Annotated in this window: 19 protein-coding genes; 14 read left to right on the forward strand and 5 right to left on the reverse strand. The window is 70.4% G+C overall.

Features of this window, described 5'->3' with window-relative positions; all coding sequences use genetic code 11:
* Positions 1-110 precede the first annotated feature (110 nt).
* From ACGFRB_RS11800 to ACGFRB_RS11810, 3 genes are all read right to left on the reverse strand, one after another.
* A complete protein-coding gene (locus ACGFRB_RS11800) occupies positions 111-428 on the reverse strand; it encodes a heavy-metal-associated domain-containing protein (RefSeq protein ID WP_393242065.1) in 318 nt (105 codons plus the stop codon).
* 267 nt (positions 429-695) lie between these two features.
* Positions 696-896, reverse strand: a complete 201-nt coding sequence (locus tag ACGFRB_RS11805; protein ID WP_361231774.1) for a MarR family transcriptional regulator — start codon at positions 894-896, stop codon at positions 696-698.
* Between the two features lie 255 nt (positions 897-1151).
* Positions 1152-2069: a sugar phosphate isomerase/epimerase gene (locus ACGFRB_RS11810; protein WP_363000499.1), complete on the reverse strand. Its 918-nt coding sequence runs from the start codon at positions 2067-2069 to the stop codon at positions 1152-1154.
* A 378-nt stretch (positions 2070-2447) separates the two neighbouring features.
* Between ACGFRB_RS11810 and ACGFRB_RS11815 the strand changes: the two genes are divergently transcribed.
* From ACGFRB_RS11815 to ACGFRB_RS11865, 11 genes are all read left to right on the forward strand, one after another.
* Positions 2448-3659 (forward strand): PfkB family carbohydrate kinase, encoded by a 1212-nt coding sequence (locus ACGFRB_RS11815; protein ID WP_393242541.1) that lies wholly within the window; start codon positions 2448-2450, stop codon positions 3657-3659.
* A 31-nt stretch (positions 3660-3690) separates the two neighbouring features.
* Positions 3691-4521, forward strand: a complete 831-nt coding sequence (iolB, locus tag ACGFRB_RS11820) for a 5-deoxy-glucuronate isomerase (protein WP_363000497.1) — start codon at positions 3691-3693, stop codon at positions 4519-4521.
* Entirely contained in the window at positions 4476-6395 is a 1920-nt protein-coding gene (iolD, locus tag ACGFRB_RS11825) for a 3D-(3,5/4)-trihydroxycyclohexane-1,2-dione acylhydrolase (decyclizing) (RefSeq protein WP_393242069.1), read from the forward strand. Before iolB ends, iolD begins: the two co-directional genes overlap by 46 nt.
* A 14-nt stretch (positions 6396-6409) precedes the next feature.
* Positions 6410-7912 (forward strand): CoA-acylating methylmalonate-semialdehyde dehydrogenase, encoded by a 1503-nt coding sequence (gene mmsA, locus ACGFRB_RS11830; protein ID WP_393242072.1) that lies wholly within the window; start codon positions 6410-6412, stop codon positions 7910-7912.
* A gap of 375 nt (positions 7913-8287) precedes the next feature.
* Positions 8288-8506 (forward strand): hypothetical protein, encoded by a 219-nt coding sequence (locus tag ACGFRB_RS11835; RefSeq protein WP_363000491.1) that lies wholly within the window; start codon positions 8288-8290, stop codon positions 8504-8506.
* The gene (locus ACGFRB_RS11840) at positions 8493-9017 is read left to right on the forward strand and encodes a DUF6879 family protein (RefSeq protein ID WP_393242076.1); all 525 of its coding nucleotides are present in this window, start codon (positions 8493-8495) and stop codon (positions 9015-9017) included. The genes ACGFRB_RS11835 and ACGFRB_RS11840 overlap by 14 nt, the downstream gene beginning before the upstream one ends.
* Before the next feature lie 65 nt (positions 9018-9082).
* Positions 9083-9385 (forward strand): helix-turn-helix domain-containing protein, encoded by a 303-nt coding sequence (locus ACGFRB_RS11845; RefSeq protein ID WP_393242079.1) that lies wholly within the window; start codon positions 9083-9085, stop codon positions 9383-9385.
* A complete protein-coding gene (locus ACGFRB_RS11850; RefSeq protein WP_393242082.1) occupies positions 9382-9846 on the forward strand; it encodes a DUF5753 domain-containing protein in 465 nt (154 codons plus the stop codon). The genes ACGFRB_RS11845 and ACGFRB_RS11850 overlap by 4 nt, the downstream gene beginning before the upstream one ends.
* A 233-nt stretch (positions 9847-10079) precedes the next feature.
* The gene (locus tag ACGFRB_RS11855) at positions 10080-10523 is read left to right on the forward strand and encodes a glycine-rich domain-containing protein (protein ID WP_393242085.1); all 444 of its coding nucleotides are present in this window, start codon (positions 10080-10082) and stop codon (positions 10521-10523) included.
* A gap of 75 nt (positions 10524-10598) precedes the next feature.
* Positions 10599-11015 carry a hypothetical protein gene (locus tag ACGFRB_RS11860; RefSeq protein ID WP_393242088.1) on the forward strand — a complete coding sequence of 139 codons (417 nt, stop codon included), beginning with the start codon at positions 10599-10601 and terminating at the stop codon, positions 11013-11015.
* Between the two features lie 31 nt (positions 11016-11046).
* Positions 11047-11571 (forward strand): DUF6879 family protein, encoded by a 525-nt coding sequence (locus ACGFRB_RS11865; protein ID WP_393242091.1) that lies wholly within the window; start codon positions 11047-11049, stop codon positions 11569-11571.
* A 108-nt stretch (positions 11572-11679) separates the two neighbouring features.
* Here ACGFRB_RS11865 and ACGFRB_RS11870 read toward each other — a convergent pair whose 3' ends face one another.
* Both ACGFRB_RS11870 and ACGFRB_RS11875 read right to left on the reverse strand, forming a co-directional pair.
* Complete coding sequence (locus ACGFRB_RS11870; RefSeq protein WP_393242094.1) at positions 11680-12042, reverse strand: ATP-binding protein; 363 nt, start codon at positions 12040-12042, stop codon at positions 11680-11682.
* A gap of 74 nt (positions 12043-12116) precedes the next feature.
* Positions 12117-12377, reverse strand: a complete 261-nt coding sequence (locus ACGFRB_RS11875; RefSeq protein WP_393242096.1) for a hypothetical protein — start codon at positions 12375-12377, stop codon at positions 12117-12119.
* A gap of 261 nt (positions 12378-12638) precedes the next feature.
* On the opposite strand from ACGFRB_RS11875, the gene ACGFRB_RS11880 reads away from it, so the two are divergent.
* Genes ACGFRB_RS11880 through ACGFRB_RS11890 form a run of 3 tightly spaced genes read left to right on the forward strand, consistent with a single transcriptional unit; the run spans position 12639 to position 14456 of the window.
* On the forward strand, positions 12639-13502 hold the full coding sequence (locus ACGFRB_RS11880) for a helix-turn-helix domain-containing protein (RefSeq protein ID WP_393242099.1): 864 nt from the start codon (positions 12639-12641) through the stop codon (positions 13500-13502).
* 9 nt (positions 13503-13511) lie between these two features.
* Positions 13512-13718, forward strand: coding sequence for a DUF397 domain-containing protein (locus tag ACGFRB_RS11885; protein ID WP_393242102.1), 207 nt, complete (start codon positions 13512-13514; stop codon positions 13716-13718).
* A gap of 57 nt (positions 13719-13775) precedes the next feature.
* Positions 13776-14456 (forward strand): DUF4291 domain-containing protein, encoded by a 681-nt coding sequence (locus tag ACGFRB_RS11890; RefSeq protein ID WP_393242105.1) that lies wholly within the window; start codon positions 13776-13778, stop codon positions 14454-14456.
* The last annotated feature ends 36 nt before the right edge of the window (positions 14457-14492 follow it).

Here is a 14492-nt window from a genome sequence, read left to right on the forward strand (position 1 = left end):
GTCACCGTACGGCCCTGCGGAGGCGAGACGCGGAGCGCCTCGGGCCGGACGGGTCCGGCCGGGTGCGGCCCGGGGGCCGGGGTGCGGGCCCCCGGGTCCGCACCGGGGTCTCAGGCGAGGCCCACCAGCTCGTAGCCGGCCTCGTCGACGGCGGCGCGGACGGCCTCCTCGTCGAGCGGGGCGGCGGACACCACGGTGACCAGGCCGGTGGCGGAGACCGAGGCGACCGAGGACACGCCCTCGATCTCGGAGATCTCGCTGTTGATCGCGCCCTCGCAGTGGCCGCAGGTCATGCCCTTGACCTGGTAGACGGTGGTGACGCCGCCGGCCGTCTCCGCCGCCTCGGCCGCATCGCCGTGGCACGAGCCGGCGGGGGAGCAGCAGGAAGCGGTGGCCTGCGGGAGTTCGGTCCTGGTCTCGGCGGTCATGGGCTTTCTCCTCTTCGAGGCGGTGCACTGGGGTGCGCGGATCCGCGCTACGCGGGCCGCACGCCGTACTTACCATCCACTGTACCCCTAGGGGGTATGTATCGCGGCGCCGGGCCGGGCGCGCCGGGCGGTCGGGGGAGCGGATGCCGGACGGTCGGGGAGGCAGGCGCCGGATCGTCGGGGATGTCAGGCGAGGCCCCGTGCCGCGGGGGTGGGCGGTTCGAGGCCTCGGGAGAGCGGGGTGCCGGGTGCGGGAAGGCGGGAGTGTCAGGCTTCCCGGCGGCTGCGGTTGCCGGGGCGGTTCGCGACCCAGCAGCGGATCGTGTCCGCGTACCAGAACGGCTTGCCCGACTCGACGTGGTCGGGCGTCGGCAGCAGGCCGTGTTTCCGGTACGAGCGGACGGTGTCCGGCTGCACCCTGATGTGCGCGGCGATGTCCTTGTACGACCAGAGCTTTCTGTCCGTCATGCGTGGCACCTCTCCTGCGTGCTGCCCGGCGGCCACGACGGCGGGGGAGGCCGTCGCGGGGAAGGCCGCCGGGAGTCACCGGTGATCACGGGCGATCACCGAGCCTGTGCCCGGGGAACGGATCCTCACCTCGGGAGGACCGCGGCTGTCGGCTGTTTGTGACAGAAACACCGAGAAAGGGAGACATGTGTGACGAAGGCGGTACGGAGGCCGCCTGTGTGGCGAGGCGGGCCGGGGGCCGGCCGGCCTCGGGGGTCAGACTCCGCAGGAGCGGAGGAAGCGGCGGGTGCGTTCGGCGATCGGGTACGGCCGGTCCGGCTCGCACGGGTACATGTCCTGTTCCACGATGGCGAACAGATCGACATCCAGGGCCTCGGCCGCGGCCAGCACCGGTTCGAGCGCCGGCACCCCGGCCGGCGGTTCGCACATCACGCCCCGCGCCACCGCCGGTCCGAACGGCAGCTCCTCGGCGACCACCTGGGCCAGCACCCCGGGGTCGACCTGCTTGAGGTGGAGGTAGCCGATCCGCTCGCCGTAGGTCTCGATCAGCTTGACGCTGTCGCCGCCGCAGTAGGCGTAGTGCCCGGTGTCCAGGCACAGGGACACGTCACGGGAGTCGGTCGCGTCGAGGAAACGGGTCACGTTCTCCTCGGTGTCGAGATGCGTGTCGGCGTGCGGATGGACGACGATCCGCAGGCCGTAACACTCCCGGACTTCGCGGCCGAGCCGCTCGGTCAGCCGGGTCAGCTGCCGCCACTGCTCGGCCGTGAGGGTGCGGTCCTCCAGGACCGCGCCGGTCTTGTCGTCGCGCCAGAACGACGGGATGACGACCAGGTGTTCGGCGCCCATCGCCTGGGCGAGCGCGGCGTTCTCGGCGACGTGGAGCCAGGTGCGGTCCCAGACGTCCGGGCCGTGGTGCAGCCCCGTGAACACGGTCGCCGCCGAGACTCGCAGCCCCCGGTGGGCGGTCTCCTCGGCGAGGACGGCGGGGTCGGTGGGCAGATAGCCATACGGTCCGAGTTCGATCCACCGGTAGCCGGCGCCCGCCACCTCGTCGAGGAACCGCTGCCACGGCACCTGCCGCGGATCGTCCGGGAACCAGACACCCCAGGAGTCCGGGGCGGAGCCGACCCGGATGCGGGACGACGGCGTCTGGTTCGTCGGATTCGTCATGAACGCCACCCTGACGCCGTCCGCGACGGAGCGTCAAGCACCCCGGGGACACCGGGCGGTGCGGCACGCGCCCACAAGGGCGGGGAAGACGTTGACACGGCCCGGGGGCGTGGATAGATCTGGGGCCTGGGCCCAAAGGGGCGGACGGGGCCGTGGCGAGAGGTGGCAGACATGGCGTCGGAGCCGAACGAGCGGTCATATGCCCCGCTGGAGGGTAGGCCGTACGGGGCATATGACCGTCCTGAGGGTCAGTCAAGTGAGGCATATGCCCAGTCGCGCAATGGCCCGCACCATGGCCCGCACGGGACCGGCGTGCGCGAGGGGCCGTACGGAGACCCGCGGGCGATCCCGCACGACGGCCCCTACGACCTGATCACCATGGGCCGGCTCGGCGTGGACCTCTATCCGCTGCGCGCCGGAGTGGGCCTGGACCGGGTCGAGACCTTCGGCCGGTTCCTCGGCGGATCCCCGGCGAACGTCGCCGTCGCGGCGGCGCGGCTCGGGCGCAGCACCGCGCTCGTGAGCCGGACCGGGGCCGACCCGTTCGGCACGTACCTCCGCCGCGAACTGCGCGGGTACGGGGTGGACGCGCGCTGGGTGACCGAGGTCGCGGACCAGCCCACGCCGATCACCTTCTGCGAGATCTTCCCGCCCGACCACTTCCCGATCCACTTCTACCGCCGCCCGAAGGCCCCGGATCTGGAGATCCGCGCGCGCGAACTCGACCTGCCCGCCCTCCGGGCCGCCCGCGCCTTCTGGATGACCGGCACCGGACTGAGCGCCGAGCCCAGCAGGACGGCCACCCTGACCGCGCTCCGCGCCCGGGCCGAAGGGGGCGAGGCGCCCGAAGGGGGTGGGAGAACCGTTCAGGACGACCAGGACCGGGAGAGGTTCACCGTCTTCGACCTGGACTGGCGCCCCGCCCTCTGGGACGACGGCGACACCCCCGCCGACCAGGCCCGGCCGCTCTACCGGGAGGCCCTGCGTCACGCCACGGTCGCCGTCGGCAACGCCGACGAGTGCGCCGTCGCGACCGGCGAGCACGAGCCGTACGCCGCCGCCCGGGCCCTGCTCGCCACGGGGGTGCGCCTCGCCGTCGTGAAGCTGGGCCCCAAGGGGGTCCTCGCGCTCGCCGCCGACGGCACCCGCGCCGAGGTACCGCCGCTCCCGGTGGACGTGGTCAACGGCCTCGGCGCGGGCGACGCGTTCGGCGGCGCGCTCGTCCACGGTCTGCTGGCCGGCTGGGACCTGGAGCGGACACTGCGGTACGCGAACGCGGCCGGCGCGATCGTCGCGGGACGTCTCGCCTGCTCGGCCGCGATGCCGTCCGGGGACGAGATCGCCCGCGCCCTGGCCGCCGGCACCGGCTCGATCCCGGCCCTCACCGGCCAGGGGCCCGTAGAACCTCCCACGGCCCCCACCAGCCGGGCGCCCGTAGAACAGCCCCCGGCCTCCACCAGCCGGGCGCCCCTCGAACCGATCCCCGACCCCGCGCCCCGGGACGACCTCCGGGAAGATCCCCGGGAAGCCCCCGAGCCGCCCCGGGGCCCCGCCCCCGAGATCACCCGGAACCCGGCCCGCCGCCGGTGAGCGCGCCGGGACAACGGGTAGGCACACCACCATGACCGCCACGACCCGCCCGTCACACCTCCACCTCCCCGCCGGGAGCGCCGCCCGCGGCCCGTACGCCGTCGACATCGACCCCGCGCGGGCCGGCTGGACGTACAGCTCGCTGCGCGTGCTCGACCTGCCGCCGGGCGGAACGCACGAGTTCGAGACAGGTGTCCGTGAATGGGTGGTGCTTCCCCTGTCCGGGAGCGGTACGGTGCGCGCAGACGGGGAGGAATTTGAACTCGCGGGCCGTTTGAGCGTGTTCGACGGTGTCTCGGACTTCGCCTATGTGCCCGTGGACTCCCGCGTCCAGATCGCCTCCGGCGCGGGAGGCCGCTTCGCTTTGGCAGGAGCGAGGTGCGGGCGCAGACTCCCCGCCCGCTACGGCCCCGCGCCGGAGGTCCCCGTCGAGACGCGCGGCACCGGCGGCCAGGCCCGCGAGGTGCGCAACTTCGCGGCGGCGGGTGTCTTCCCCTGCGACCGGCTGATCGCCGTCGAGGTGATCACCCCGGGCGGCAACTGGTCCTCGTACCCGCCGCACAAGCACGACGAGCACCTCCCCGGCGAGGAGTCCGTCCTGGAGGAGATCTACTACTACGAGGTGGCCGGCCCGCCGCACGGCTACGCCTACCAGCGTGTCACCCCCTCCCGCCCGGGCGGCGCCGAGCTCCTCGCCGAGGTCCGCACCGGCGACGCCGTCCTCGTCCCCGACGGCTGGCACGGCCCGTCGGTCGCCCAGCCCGGACACGACCTCTACTACCTGAACGTCATGGCCGGCCCCGGCCCCGAGCGGGAGTGGCGGATCCGCTTCCACCCCGACCACACGGAGGGATACCAGTGACGCGCTCGCGCTCCACCGTCGCCCAGGCCCTGGTGCGTTTCCTCGCCGCGCAGTACACCGAGCGCGACGGCGTCCGGCGCCGGCTGATCACCGCCACCTGGGGCATCTTCGGGCACGGCAACGTCGCCGGGATCGGCCAGGCGCTCGTCGAGTACCCCGGCCTCATGCCGTACCACCAGGGCCGCAACGAGCAGGCGATGGTGCACGCGGCCGTCGGCTACGCCCGTCAGTCGAACCGCCTTCAGACGCACGCCGTCACCACCTCCATCGGCCCCGGCGCCACCAACCTCGTCACCGGGGCGGCCCTCGCCACCGTCAACCGGCTGCCCGTCCTCCTGCTCCCCGGCGACACCTTCGCCACCCGCCCCGCCGACCCCGTCCTCCAGCAGCTCGAAGTCCCCTACGCGGGCGAGGTCTCCGTCAACGACTGTCTGCGCCCCGTCTCGAAGTACTTCGACCGCGTCACCCGCCCCGAGGCGCTGATCCCGGCCGCGCTCGCCGCCATGCGGGTCCTCACCGACCCCGCCGAGACCGGAGCCGTCACCCTCGCCCTGCCGCAGGACGTACAGGCGGAGGCGTACGACTGGCCGGAGGAGTTCTTCGCCGAACGCACCTGGACCGTCCGCCGCCCGAGGCCCGACACCGCCGAACTCGACGCGGCCGTCAAGGCGGTGAGGTCGGCCAGGCGTCCGATGATCATCGCGGGCGGGGGCGTGAAGCACAGCGCCGCCGAGGGCGCCCTGCGTACCCTCGCCGAGCGGGTCCACCTGCCCGTCGCCACCACCCAGGCGGGCAAGGGCGTCCTGCCGTGGGACCACCGCTGCGACGCCGGCGGCATCGGCCACACCGGCACCGGCACCGCCAACGCGCTCGCCCGCACCAGTGACCTCGTCATCGGCGTCGGCACCCGCTACACCGACTTCACCACCGCCTCCGGCACCCTCTTCCGCCCCGGCACCCGCTTCCTCAATCTCAACATCGCCGGCGTCGACGCCCACAAGCAGGCCGCGACGCTGCCACTCGTCGCCGACGCCCGCGAGGGACTGACCGCGCTGACCGAGGCCCTCGGCGACTATCAGCAAGGCCATCGGCAAGACGCTGCGCAGTGGACCTTCTCCAAGCAGGACTGGCAGGAGCGCACCGACGCCGCCTACGCCGCGCCCGACCCGCGCGCCCGCCCCACCCAGACCCAGGTGCTCGGCGTCCTCGACAGCCTGGTCACCGCCGACGACATCCTGATCAACGCGGCCGGCTCGCTCCCCGGCGACCTGCACCGGCTATGGCGCGCCCGGTCGTCCGACCAGTACCACGTCGAATACGGCTACTCCTGCATGGGCTACGAGATCCCCGCGGCCATCGGCGTCGCCCTCGCCGCGCCCGGCCGGCCCGTCTGGGCGCTCGTCGGCGACGGCACGTATCTGATGAACCCCACCGAACTCGTCACCGCCGTCCAGGAGGAACTGCCGATCAAGGTCGTGATCCTCCAGAACCACGGCTACGCCTCCATCGGCGGTCTGTCCGAGGCGGTCGGCGCCGAGCGCTACGGCACCGACTACCGCCGCCGCGACGAGGACGGCGGCTTCACCGGCCCGCCGCTCCCTGTCGACCTGGCCGCCAACGCCGCCTCCCTTGGGATGCGCGTCCTGCGCGCCCACACCGTGCGTGACCTGCGGGAAGCTCTCGCCGACGCCCGGGAGGCGACGGTTCCCACATGTGTCTACGCGGAGACCGAAACGGCAGACAGTGTGTCGGGCGCGCCCTCCGGCGGGGCATGGTGGGATGTGCCCGTGGCCGCGACGTCGACCCGCCCGTCGGCGGTCGGGGCCCGCGAGGAGTACGAACGGCACGTCACCGCCCGGCGCCGCCATCTCTGAAGGAGTAACTCGTCATGACGAAGACCGTCCACCACTGGATCGGTGGCAAGACCGTCGAGGGCACGTCGGGCAACTGGGGCCCGGTCACCGACCCGGCCACGGGCGCCGTCACCACGCGGGTGGCGCTCGCGTCCGCCGAGGAGGTCGACACCGCCGTCGCCGCGGCGAAGGCCGCCTTCGAGACCTGGGGCACCTCCTCGCTCGCCCAGCGCACCACGATCCTCTTCAAGTTCCGCGCGCTGCTCGACGCCAACCGCGACGCCATCGCCGAGCTGATCGTCGCCGAGCACGGCAAGGTCCACTCCGACGCGCTCGGCGAGGTCGCCCGCGGCCTGGAGATCGTCGAACTGGCCTGCGGCATCACCACCCAGCTCAAGGGCGAGCTGTCCACCCAGGTGTCCAGCCGCGTCGACGTCGCCTCGATCCGCCAGCCGGTGGGCGTGGTGGCGGGCATCACGCCGTTCAACTTCCCGGCCATGGTGCCGATGTGGATGTTCCCGATCGCCATCGCGTGCGGCAACACCTTCGTGCTGAAGCCGAGCGAGAAGGACCCGTCGCCGGCCATGAAGATCGCCGAGCTGCTGGCCGAGGCCGGCCTGCCGGACGGTGTCTTCAACATCGTCCACGGTGACAAGATCGCCGTCGACCGTCTCCTGGAGCACCCGGACGTCACCGCGATCTCCTTCGTCGGCTCGACCCCGATCGCCCGCTACATCCACACCACGGCCTCGGCCAACGGCAAGCGCGTCCAGGCGCTCGGCGGCGCGAAGAACCACATGCTGGTCCTGCCGGACGCGGACCTCGACGCGGCGGCCGACGCCGCCGTCTCCGCGGCCTATGGCTCCGCCGGCGAGCGCTGCATGGCGATCTCCACCGTCGTCGCCGTCGGCTCGGTCGGCGACGAGCTGGTCCAGAAGATCCGCGAGCGCGCCGAGAAGATCAAGATCGGCCCGGGCAACGACCCGACCTCCGAGATGGGCCCGCTCATCACGGCCGTCCACCGCGACAAGGTCGCCTCCTACGTGCACGGCGCGGCGGCCGAGGGCTGCGAGGTCGTCCTCGATGGCACCGGATACACCGTCGACGGTTACGAGAACGGCCACTGGATCGGCCTCTCCCTGCTCGACCACGTCCCGACCACGGCCAAGGCGTACCAGGACGAGATCTTCGGCCCGGTGCTGTGCGTCCTGCGCGCCGAGACGTACGAGGAGGGCCTGGCCCTCATCAACGCCTCCCCGTTCGGCAACGGCACCGCCATCTTCACCCGCGACGGCGGCGCCGCCCGCCGCTTCCAGCTGGAGGTCGAGGCGGGCATGGTCGGCGTCAACGTGCCGATCCCGGTGCCGGTGGGTTACCACTCCTTCGGTGGCTGGAAGGACTCGCTCTTCGGCGACCACCACATCTACGGCAACGACGGCGTCCACTTCTACACCCGCGGCAAGGTCGTCACCACCCGCTGGCCGGACCCGGCGGACGCCCCGACGGGCGTGGACCTCGGCTTCCCCCGCAACCACTGACGCCCTCGGCGTCACCTTCGCGGACCCCCGCGGCCTCCGGCCGGCGGGGGTTCGCGCTTTTCTGTTCGGCGGACGGGAGTTGCTGCCCGGAGCCGGGGCGCCTTGACCGTGATCGCAGGCGGACGGGAGCATCGTCCGGAGCACGGACGACGCCCCGAGGGCTGGTCGAGCCTTCCTGGCCGTGGACTGGATCACCACCGGGGTTACGGCTGCCTCTTGATATTCGTTCACGTGAGCGACTTTGTGCGAGTCTTCGACGCTTGATGGGGGCACCACCGGGAGCCTTTCCTGTTCTGGAAAGCCGGGTGTCTTGACCTTGATTACCGAAGGAAGGAAGCATCGATCAGGGCACTCACTACGACCCGAGGGGAAGCTATGACCGCTGCTCCGCTGCGCAAACTCACCGGAGATCAGGGCTGCAGGAAAGGCTCATGCCCGACCCTGTGGACCAAGACGGCCACGGGCGACTATGTCGTCCAGGGCTACGTGATCACCGACCCCGCCGAACTGGCCATGCTCGATCTGCCGACCGGAGAGACCGCCGTGCGTGTCCCCGCCGCCATGCTGGAGGAGTACTTCGGTGGCCGTGCCTGACTTGGTGACCGGTGAGGAATTCGGCAGGCTCTTCGAAATCTTCGAGCGCACCGCATTTCGGCTGGAAACCCTCGACGTGTACGACGTCGAGGACGAGCGAGAAGAGATGAGCCGCTTCTTCGCGGGCGAAGACATGGGGCCCGAATGGGAGGACAACCCATGGGTGCGCTCTATGACCGACCAGGGCAAGCAGGTGTCCCGCGTTCATGTCCTCGCGTCACCACTCACTGAATACCTGCGCTACGAACTCGCCGCTTACCCGGGCAACATCAAGGCCGGCGAGTCCATCGGGATCGTCGATCGGGCCGAGCAGGCGGCGGAGGGCCTGCCGGATCACGACTTCTGGCTGTTCGACGACCGCGACGTGTACCGCATGCACTACACGGAGGCAGGCGCGTTCGTGGGTGCCGAGCTGCTGCCCACCGACCGGCTGCCCGAGTACCTGGCCTACCGGTCCGCGGCCCAGGCGGCCGCCGTCCCGTTCGCGGCCTATTGGGAGCGGCACCGCTGAACAGCCAGTCCCTTGGTAGAGCCCTGCGGGCATTGCGGGAGGCGTCGGGTCTGACCGGCCAAACCGTGGCCCGCAGGGCTTCCATGTCTTCGGGCAAGCTCTCGAAGATCGAGAACGAGAAGGTCCGCCCCTCCGTTCAGGACGTGGAACTTGTCCTGAACGCTCTCGGCGTCTCCGATGGGGCGAAAGAGGAGTTCATCACGGCGGCCCGCGCCGAAGCGACGGAAGAGACAGCCTGGCGCTTCCTGAGTCGTATGGGTCCGTGGAAACACCAGAACACCATCAAGGCCATCGAAGCCGGGACGAGTGTGCTCAGATTGTTCCAGGGGCAGCTCTCCCGGGTCTGCTTCAGACCCCTGAGTACATGACGGCCGTGTTCGGACTCCCACCAGCGCTCCCCGATGAGACACGAGCGCGCACGGTTGCCGCGCGCATCGAGCGGCAAGCCGCTCTGCACGACAGCGCCCGGTCCTTTCGGTTCCTGATTTGTGAACACGTTCTGCGATGGCTTGTCAGCGAGCCGACCGTCATGGCGCTCCAGCTCGACCGACTGGTGTCCGTATCCCGGCTTCCTCACGTATCCGTGGGCATCGTTCCGGCAGGGATACGCATGCCGGACTTCCCCATGACGTGCTTCAGCCTTCATGACGACAGGCTCGTGATCGTGGAGACGTTCCACTCGGAGATCACGACGACCGACCCCAAGGATGTGCAGCTCTACGCAGAGACCTTCGACCGGTTCGCTGCCGTGGCGCTCTACGGCGACTCCATGCGTGACCTGGTCGAGCATGTCCGCGACGAACTCTTGCGGCAACAGGAAAGCCCCTAGATCACAACCCGCGCCAAGAGTCAGGCTCTCCGGGAAGGCGACAGAGAGGCGGAGGCCATGGCGGCGACGGTGGCGAGCGTGAGCGTGATCGCCCATGAGTTCGGCACCCATGCCACGGGGCGCGTCTGTCCTGCCTTCACTCCGTCCCGGTGTAGTCCCGGCGTGCGCAGCGGCGTGCGTAGCGGGGTTGGGGCGGCCGCACGTGCCGATCACCCTCATGGAAGGAACTTCCGATGACGGTCGCACCCGAAAGGCCGGTCGCTCTGCGGCAGGGCCGGGACCTCGTGTCCCCCGAACTGTTCGACAAACTCACGGCGTTCTGCGCCGACGAGTACCACCTCGACGCCGGCATGGCCGCGCGGATCATGGACGAGGCGCTGGCGTTCCTCTACGTGGCCGGCACCACGGAGCGGGAGCACGTCATGGCGCCCAGCAAGGCCGTGGACCCCGCCTGGCACACCTTCATGCTCCACACCCAGGAGTACGCCGCCTGGTGCGAGGAGCACTTCGGCCGCTATCTGCACCACGCCCCGAACTCCAAGACCCGCACGCGGGGCCTGATGTACGACGTCACCGGCGCGATCGCCGCCGCCGGGTTCGCGGTCGACCGGTCGCTGTGGGGCATCGCCGCGAACTGCAACGAGCCCGCCTGCTGCTCCGACGGCCCGTGCTGCTGACCTGACCCACTCGAACGAGGTGTGGCCCGGACGTGGAGAAGACGTTCGGGCCACACCGCTATCGGAGTCGACGATATGCACCACATCAGCGGCGCGGAAGGCCGCACCCGCACCTGCGTCTTCCTCATGTCCGGAATCGTCTTCGGCTACGCCACGCACCACTGGAACGAACGGAGTCTCGGCGAGGTCGGCGTCGTCGGCCCCCTGACGCCGGGCGTCGACTGGTCCCGGCTGTGGCAACTGGCGGCCGACATGAACAAGGAGACCGCCACCGAGACGGACAAGGGGAAATGGATCATGTTGCAGGCCCATCGGGCCTTCATCTGCGGTGCTCTTCTCGCCCGTTGGGATGAAGCGGGCTGGAAACTGGAGCCCGGCGGCCGGCGCGTGGACTTCGGCGGCGCCTACTTCAACCGGTACGAACTGTGGACCGGAAACCTGACCGTCGAAGGCACCACACCCGCCATGGTGGCCCCCAGGCCCACGGTCTGATGGGGCGCAGATTCGCAGAGGGAGGTTGTTCGTGTTCCTGGACGGTGAAGAGTGGAGCCGCCGGTTCGACGGGATCGAACGGGAGGCATGGCGGCTCGAAGCGCTGCCGCAGTATCTCGTTCCGCAGGAGGCCGAGGAGTTCGCCGCCTTCCGGGAGGGGCGGGCACCGACTCCGTACACCGGATCGGCGTACTCGGAGCGGGTGTCGCGCCAGCGCGCCGAAGGCAAGCGCAACGGGCGGGTACACATCGTGACCCGGCCGCTGTCCGACTATCTGCGCTTCGAGTTCGGCTACTTCTACGGTGTGCATGCCGAGGCCGGGGACGACATCCGCATCCTCGATGTGACCGACCGCCCCAACCCACTCCAAGGCATCCCGGATTTCTGGATGTTCGACTGTAGGGAAGCCGTCCTTATGCGTTACGAGGAGGACGGGGCGCAGATCAGTCGGGAGGTCTTCGAGGGGGACGTGTCTCCCTTCATCGAGTACCAGCGGATCGCGGTGGCCGAGTCGGTGCCGTTCGCCGAGTACGTGAAGGACATCCTTCGAGCTTGAGGCGCCGGCCGGCCCGAGGGGCCGTAGGGGAGGCCCCGGCCGTCCGTCAGAAGGAAGGAGACGGAAGGCCGGGGCCGCTTGGGGTGGTGTGTTGGGGTGCGGGGGTGCTCAGGAGAGTGGGGGAGCGCCGCCCGCCGGGTCACCGATCACGTGGGCCCAGACGAGTTTGCCCGGCCCTTGGCGGTCCGAGACGCCCCAGAGGTCGGAGAGCGTGTCCACGAGGGGAAGTCCCCACCCGCCGACGGCTCCGGCCTCGGGCAGGTCCATCAACGGCCGTTGCTCCGAGGAGTCGTGGACCTCGATCCGGAGCCCCTCGCGCAGCGGGAAGAAGCGCGTTTCGATCTCCCGCCCGGGCACGTGTGCGTGCCGGACGGCATTGGTCAGGAGTTCGGAGAGCACGAGGGAGGCGGCGTCCTCGATGTCGAGAAGCCCCCAGTCGGCCAGTGTCTTGCGCAGCTCGCGCCGGGCCATCGGGACACTCTTCGATCCCTGCGTCCACCTCAGGACGATCGGCTCGCCGGCGCAGGGAGTGGGGGACGGTGAGGTCACCAGGCCACCCCCATGGTGCTGATCAGGCAGATCTCGACCTCGGCGCCGCGTTCCTCATGGGCGAGGAGATAGGGGCGGACGAGCCTGCTGTCCTCACCTCGCAGCGGGGAGAAGCGGGGGCGGGCGAGCGGGGTAGTGGGGTGCTGCGCGATAGCTCGGGGCCCGAGGGGTGCCGTCGGCGGCAGTCCGATGGCACCCCGGCGGGGGAATAGCCGTCGTACGAGTAGTCCGATGAGGTGGACGATAGAGTCGCTCATGTTGACGCTCCTTCGAAGCGTTGGCCACGCCCCCGGACCGGTGCAACGGTCGCGGGGGTCTTCCTGTTTCACGTCCAGGCGAGCGCGGTCGGCATGCCGTTGCGTTGCGCGAGCTGTGCGTGACCGTGCGTACAGTCTGCATACGCATTCGCTGAGAATGCAAGGATTGCGAAATGCCCAACGCGTTCGAGTCGGTTTGAGCGTCGGCGTGTTGACCCCGCACACTCGCGGGGTACCGACCGGCAGAGAAGGGACCGTGGCATGCCGGAGAAGCGACCTCGTCCGCCGACTGTCCGACTTCGGCGCCTGGCAGCCGAGTTGAGGAAGCTCCGCGCGTCGGCCGGGCTCTCACGTGAGGACGTGGCGGAGCGGACCGGGATAAACGAGGTGACGCTCTACCGCATCGAGCGGTCGCGGTCCCGGCCTCAGAAGCGAACTCTGGTCGGCCTGCTGGATCTGTACCAAGCCGACGATCGGCAGCGGGCGGACCTGCTGGCTCTTCAGAGCAGATCGAACGACCAGGGCTGGCTGCGGCCCTACCACTCCGAACTGCCGGAGGAATACACCGCGTACATCGGGTTCGAGGCCGAGGCGCGGACGGTCCGGAACTACGAGTCGCTGTTCATTCCCGGTCTCGCCCAGACGGAGCGCTACGCACTGGAGGTGATCAAGGGCGGGATGCCCACGGCCAGTCAGAAGCAGATCGCGCAGCGCGTTCAAGCGCGCATGGAGCGACAGGCGGTGCTGACCAGAGATCGACCACTCCAGTTGTGGTCCATCGTGGACGAGGCCGCCTTGACCCGCCAGGTCGGAGGGGCACAGGTCATGCGGGAGCAGGCGCAGCACCTGCTCCGGCTCATCGAGGAGCCGAGTGTGACCTTCCAGGTGATTCCCTTCGAGAAGGGCGCGCACGTAGGGATGACCGGAAGCTTCGTTCACATGGACTTCCCGGATGCGGACGACCCGGAACTCGTCTACCTGGACACGCCTGCCGGGGACCTCTTTCTGGAGTCCGAGGCAGAGATCCGGCGCTATAGGTTGATGTTCGAGCACCTTCAGGCAGTGGCTCTGGGGCCGAACGACAGCGCCGACCTGCTGGCTAAGGTGGCCGAAGCGAGATGGTGAGAGGAAGTGATGAGAGTGCAGCATGACTCTGTTGCGTCGGCATGGCGCAAGAGCAGTTACAGCAGCGCGAACGGCCAGTGCGTCGAGGTCGCCGACCACCTGCCGGGCGTCGTGCCGGTGCGAGACAGCAAGCTGGACGCGGGGCCTCAGCTGGCCTTCGGGGCGAGCGCTTGGGCGCTGTTCGTCGGAGAGCTGAAGGACCAGAGTTCGCGCTGATCGCCGGTAGGCGAAATCGACTGGCCCCGGGAGCGCGTCCCGACGCACCCTGGGGCCATGCACGTCTCTCCACCGCCGTCCGCTCCCCAGGCTCCCACCGCGCCCGCGCCCGAGCCCGACTCCCCGACCCCCGCCCCGATCCCCCAACACCAGATCCGGGCCGTCCACACCGACACGACGGTGACCGTCTACCAGGCCTACACGCCCGCGATCGGGCTGCCGGCGGCTCGGGACGGACGATTTCCGGCGGCGTGGAAGCGGGACCGGATGACGTGGATCAAGCCGTCGTTCCTGTGGATGGCCTACCGCTGCGGCTGGGGCCTGAAGGAGGGACAGGAGACCGTACTCGCAGTCGAGATCACCCGCGAGGGATTCGAGTGGGCGCTGCGGAACGCCTGCCTGTCCCACTACGTCCGGGGCCTGCACCCGGCACCGGCGACCTGGCAGCGGGAGCTGAAGCGGGCGCCCGCGCGGGTGCAGTGGGACCCCGAGCGGGATCTGCGTCTGCGGCCGCTGCCCCACCGTTCGCTTCAGCTGGGGCTGGCCGGGGAGGCCTCGCGCCGGTACGCGGACGAGTGGACGGTCGCGATCCGCGACGTCACCCCTCTCGTCCACCAGATCCACGGCCTGGTCCGTGACGGCCGCACCGACGAGGCCGCGCGGCTGCTGCCCGACGAGCGCCCCTACCCGGCCGAAGACGGGCTGCTCGACCGGATCGTCGGCCCCACCGCCGGGTGATCGGAGAGATCAGGCCGACCGGAGAGGTCGGGCCGG

The organism is Streptomyces sp. NPDC048718 (assembly GCF_043198875.1).
Lineage (GTDB): Bacteria > Actinomycetota > Actinomycetes > Streptomycetales > Streptomycetaceae > Streptomyces.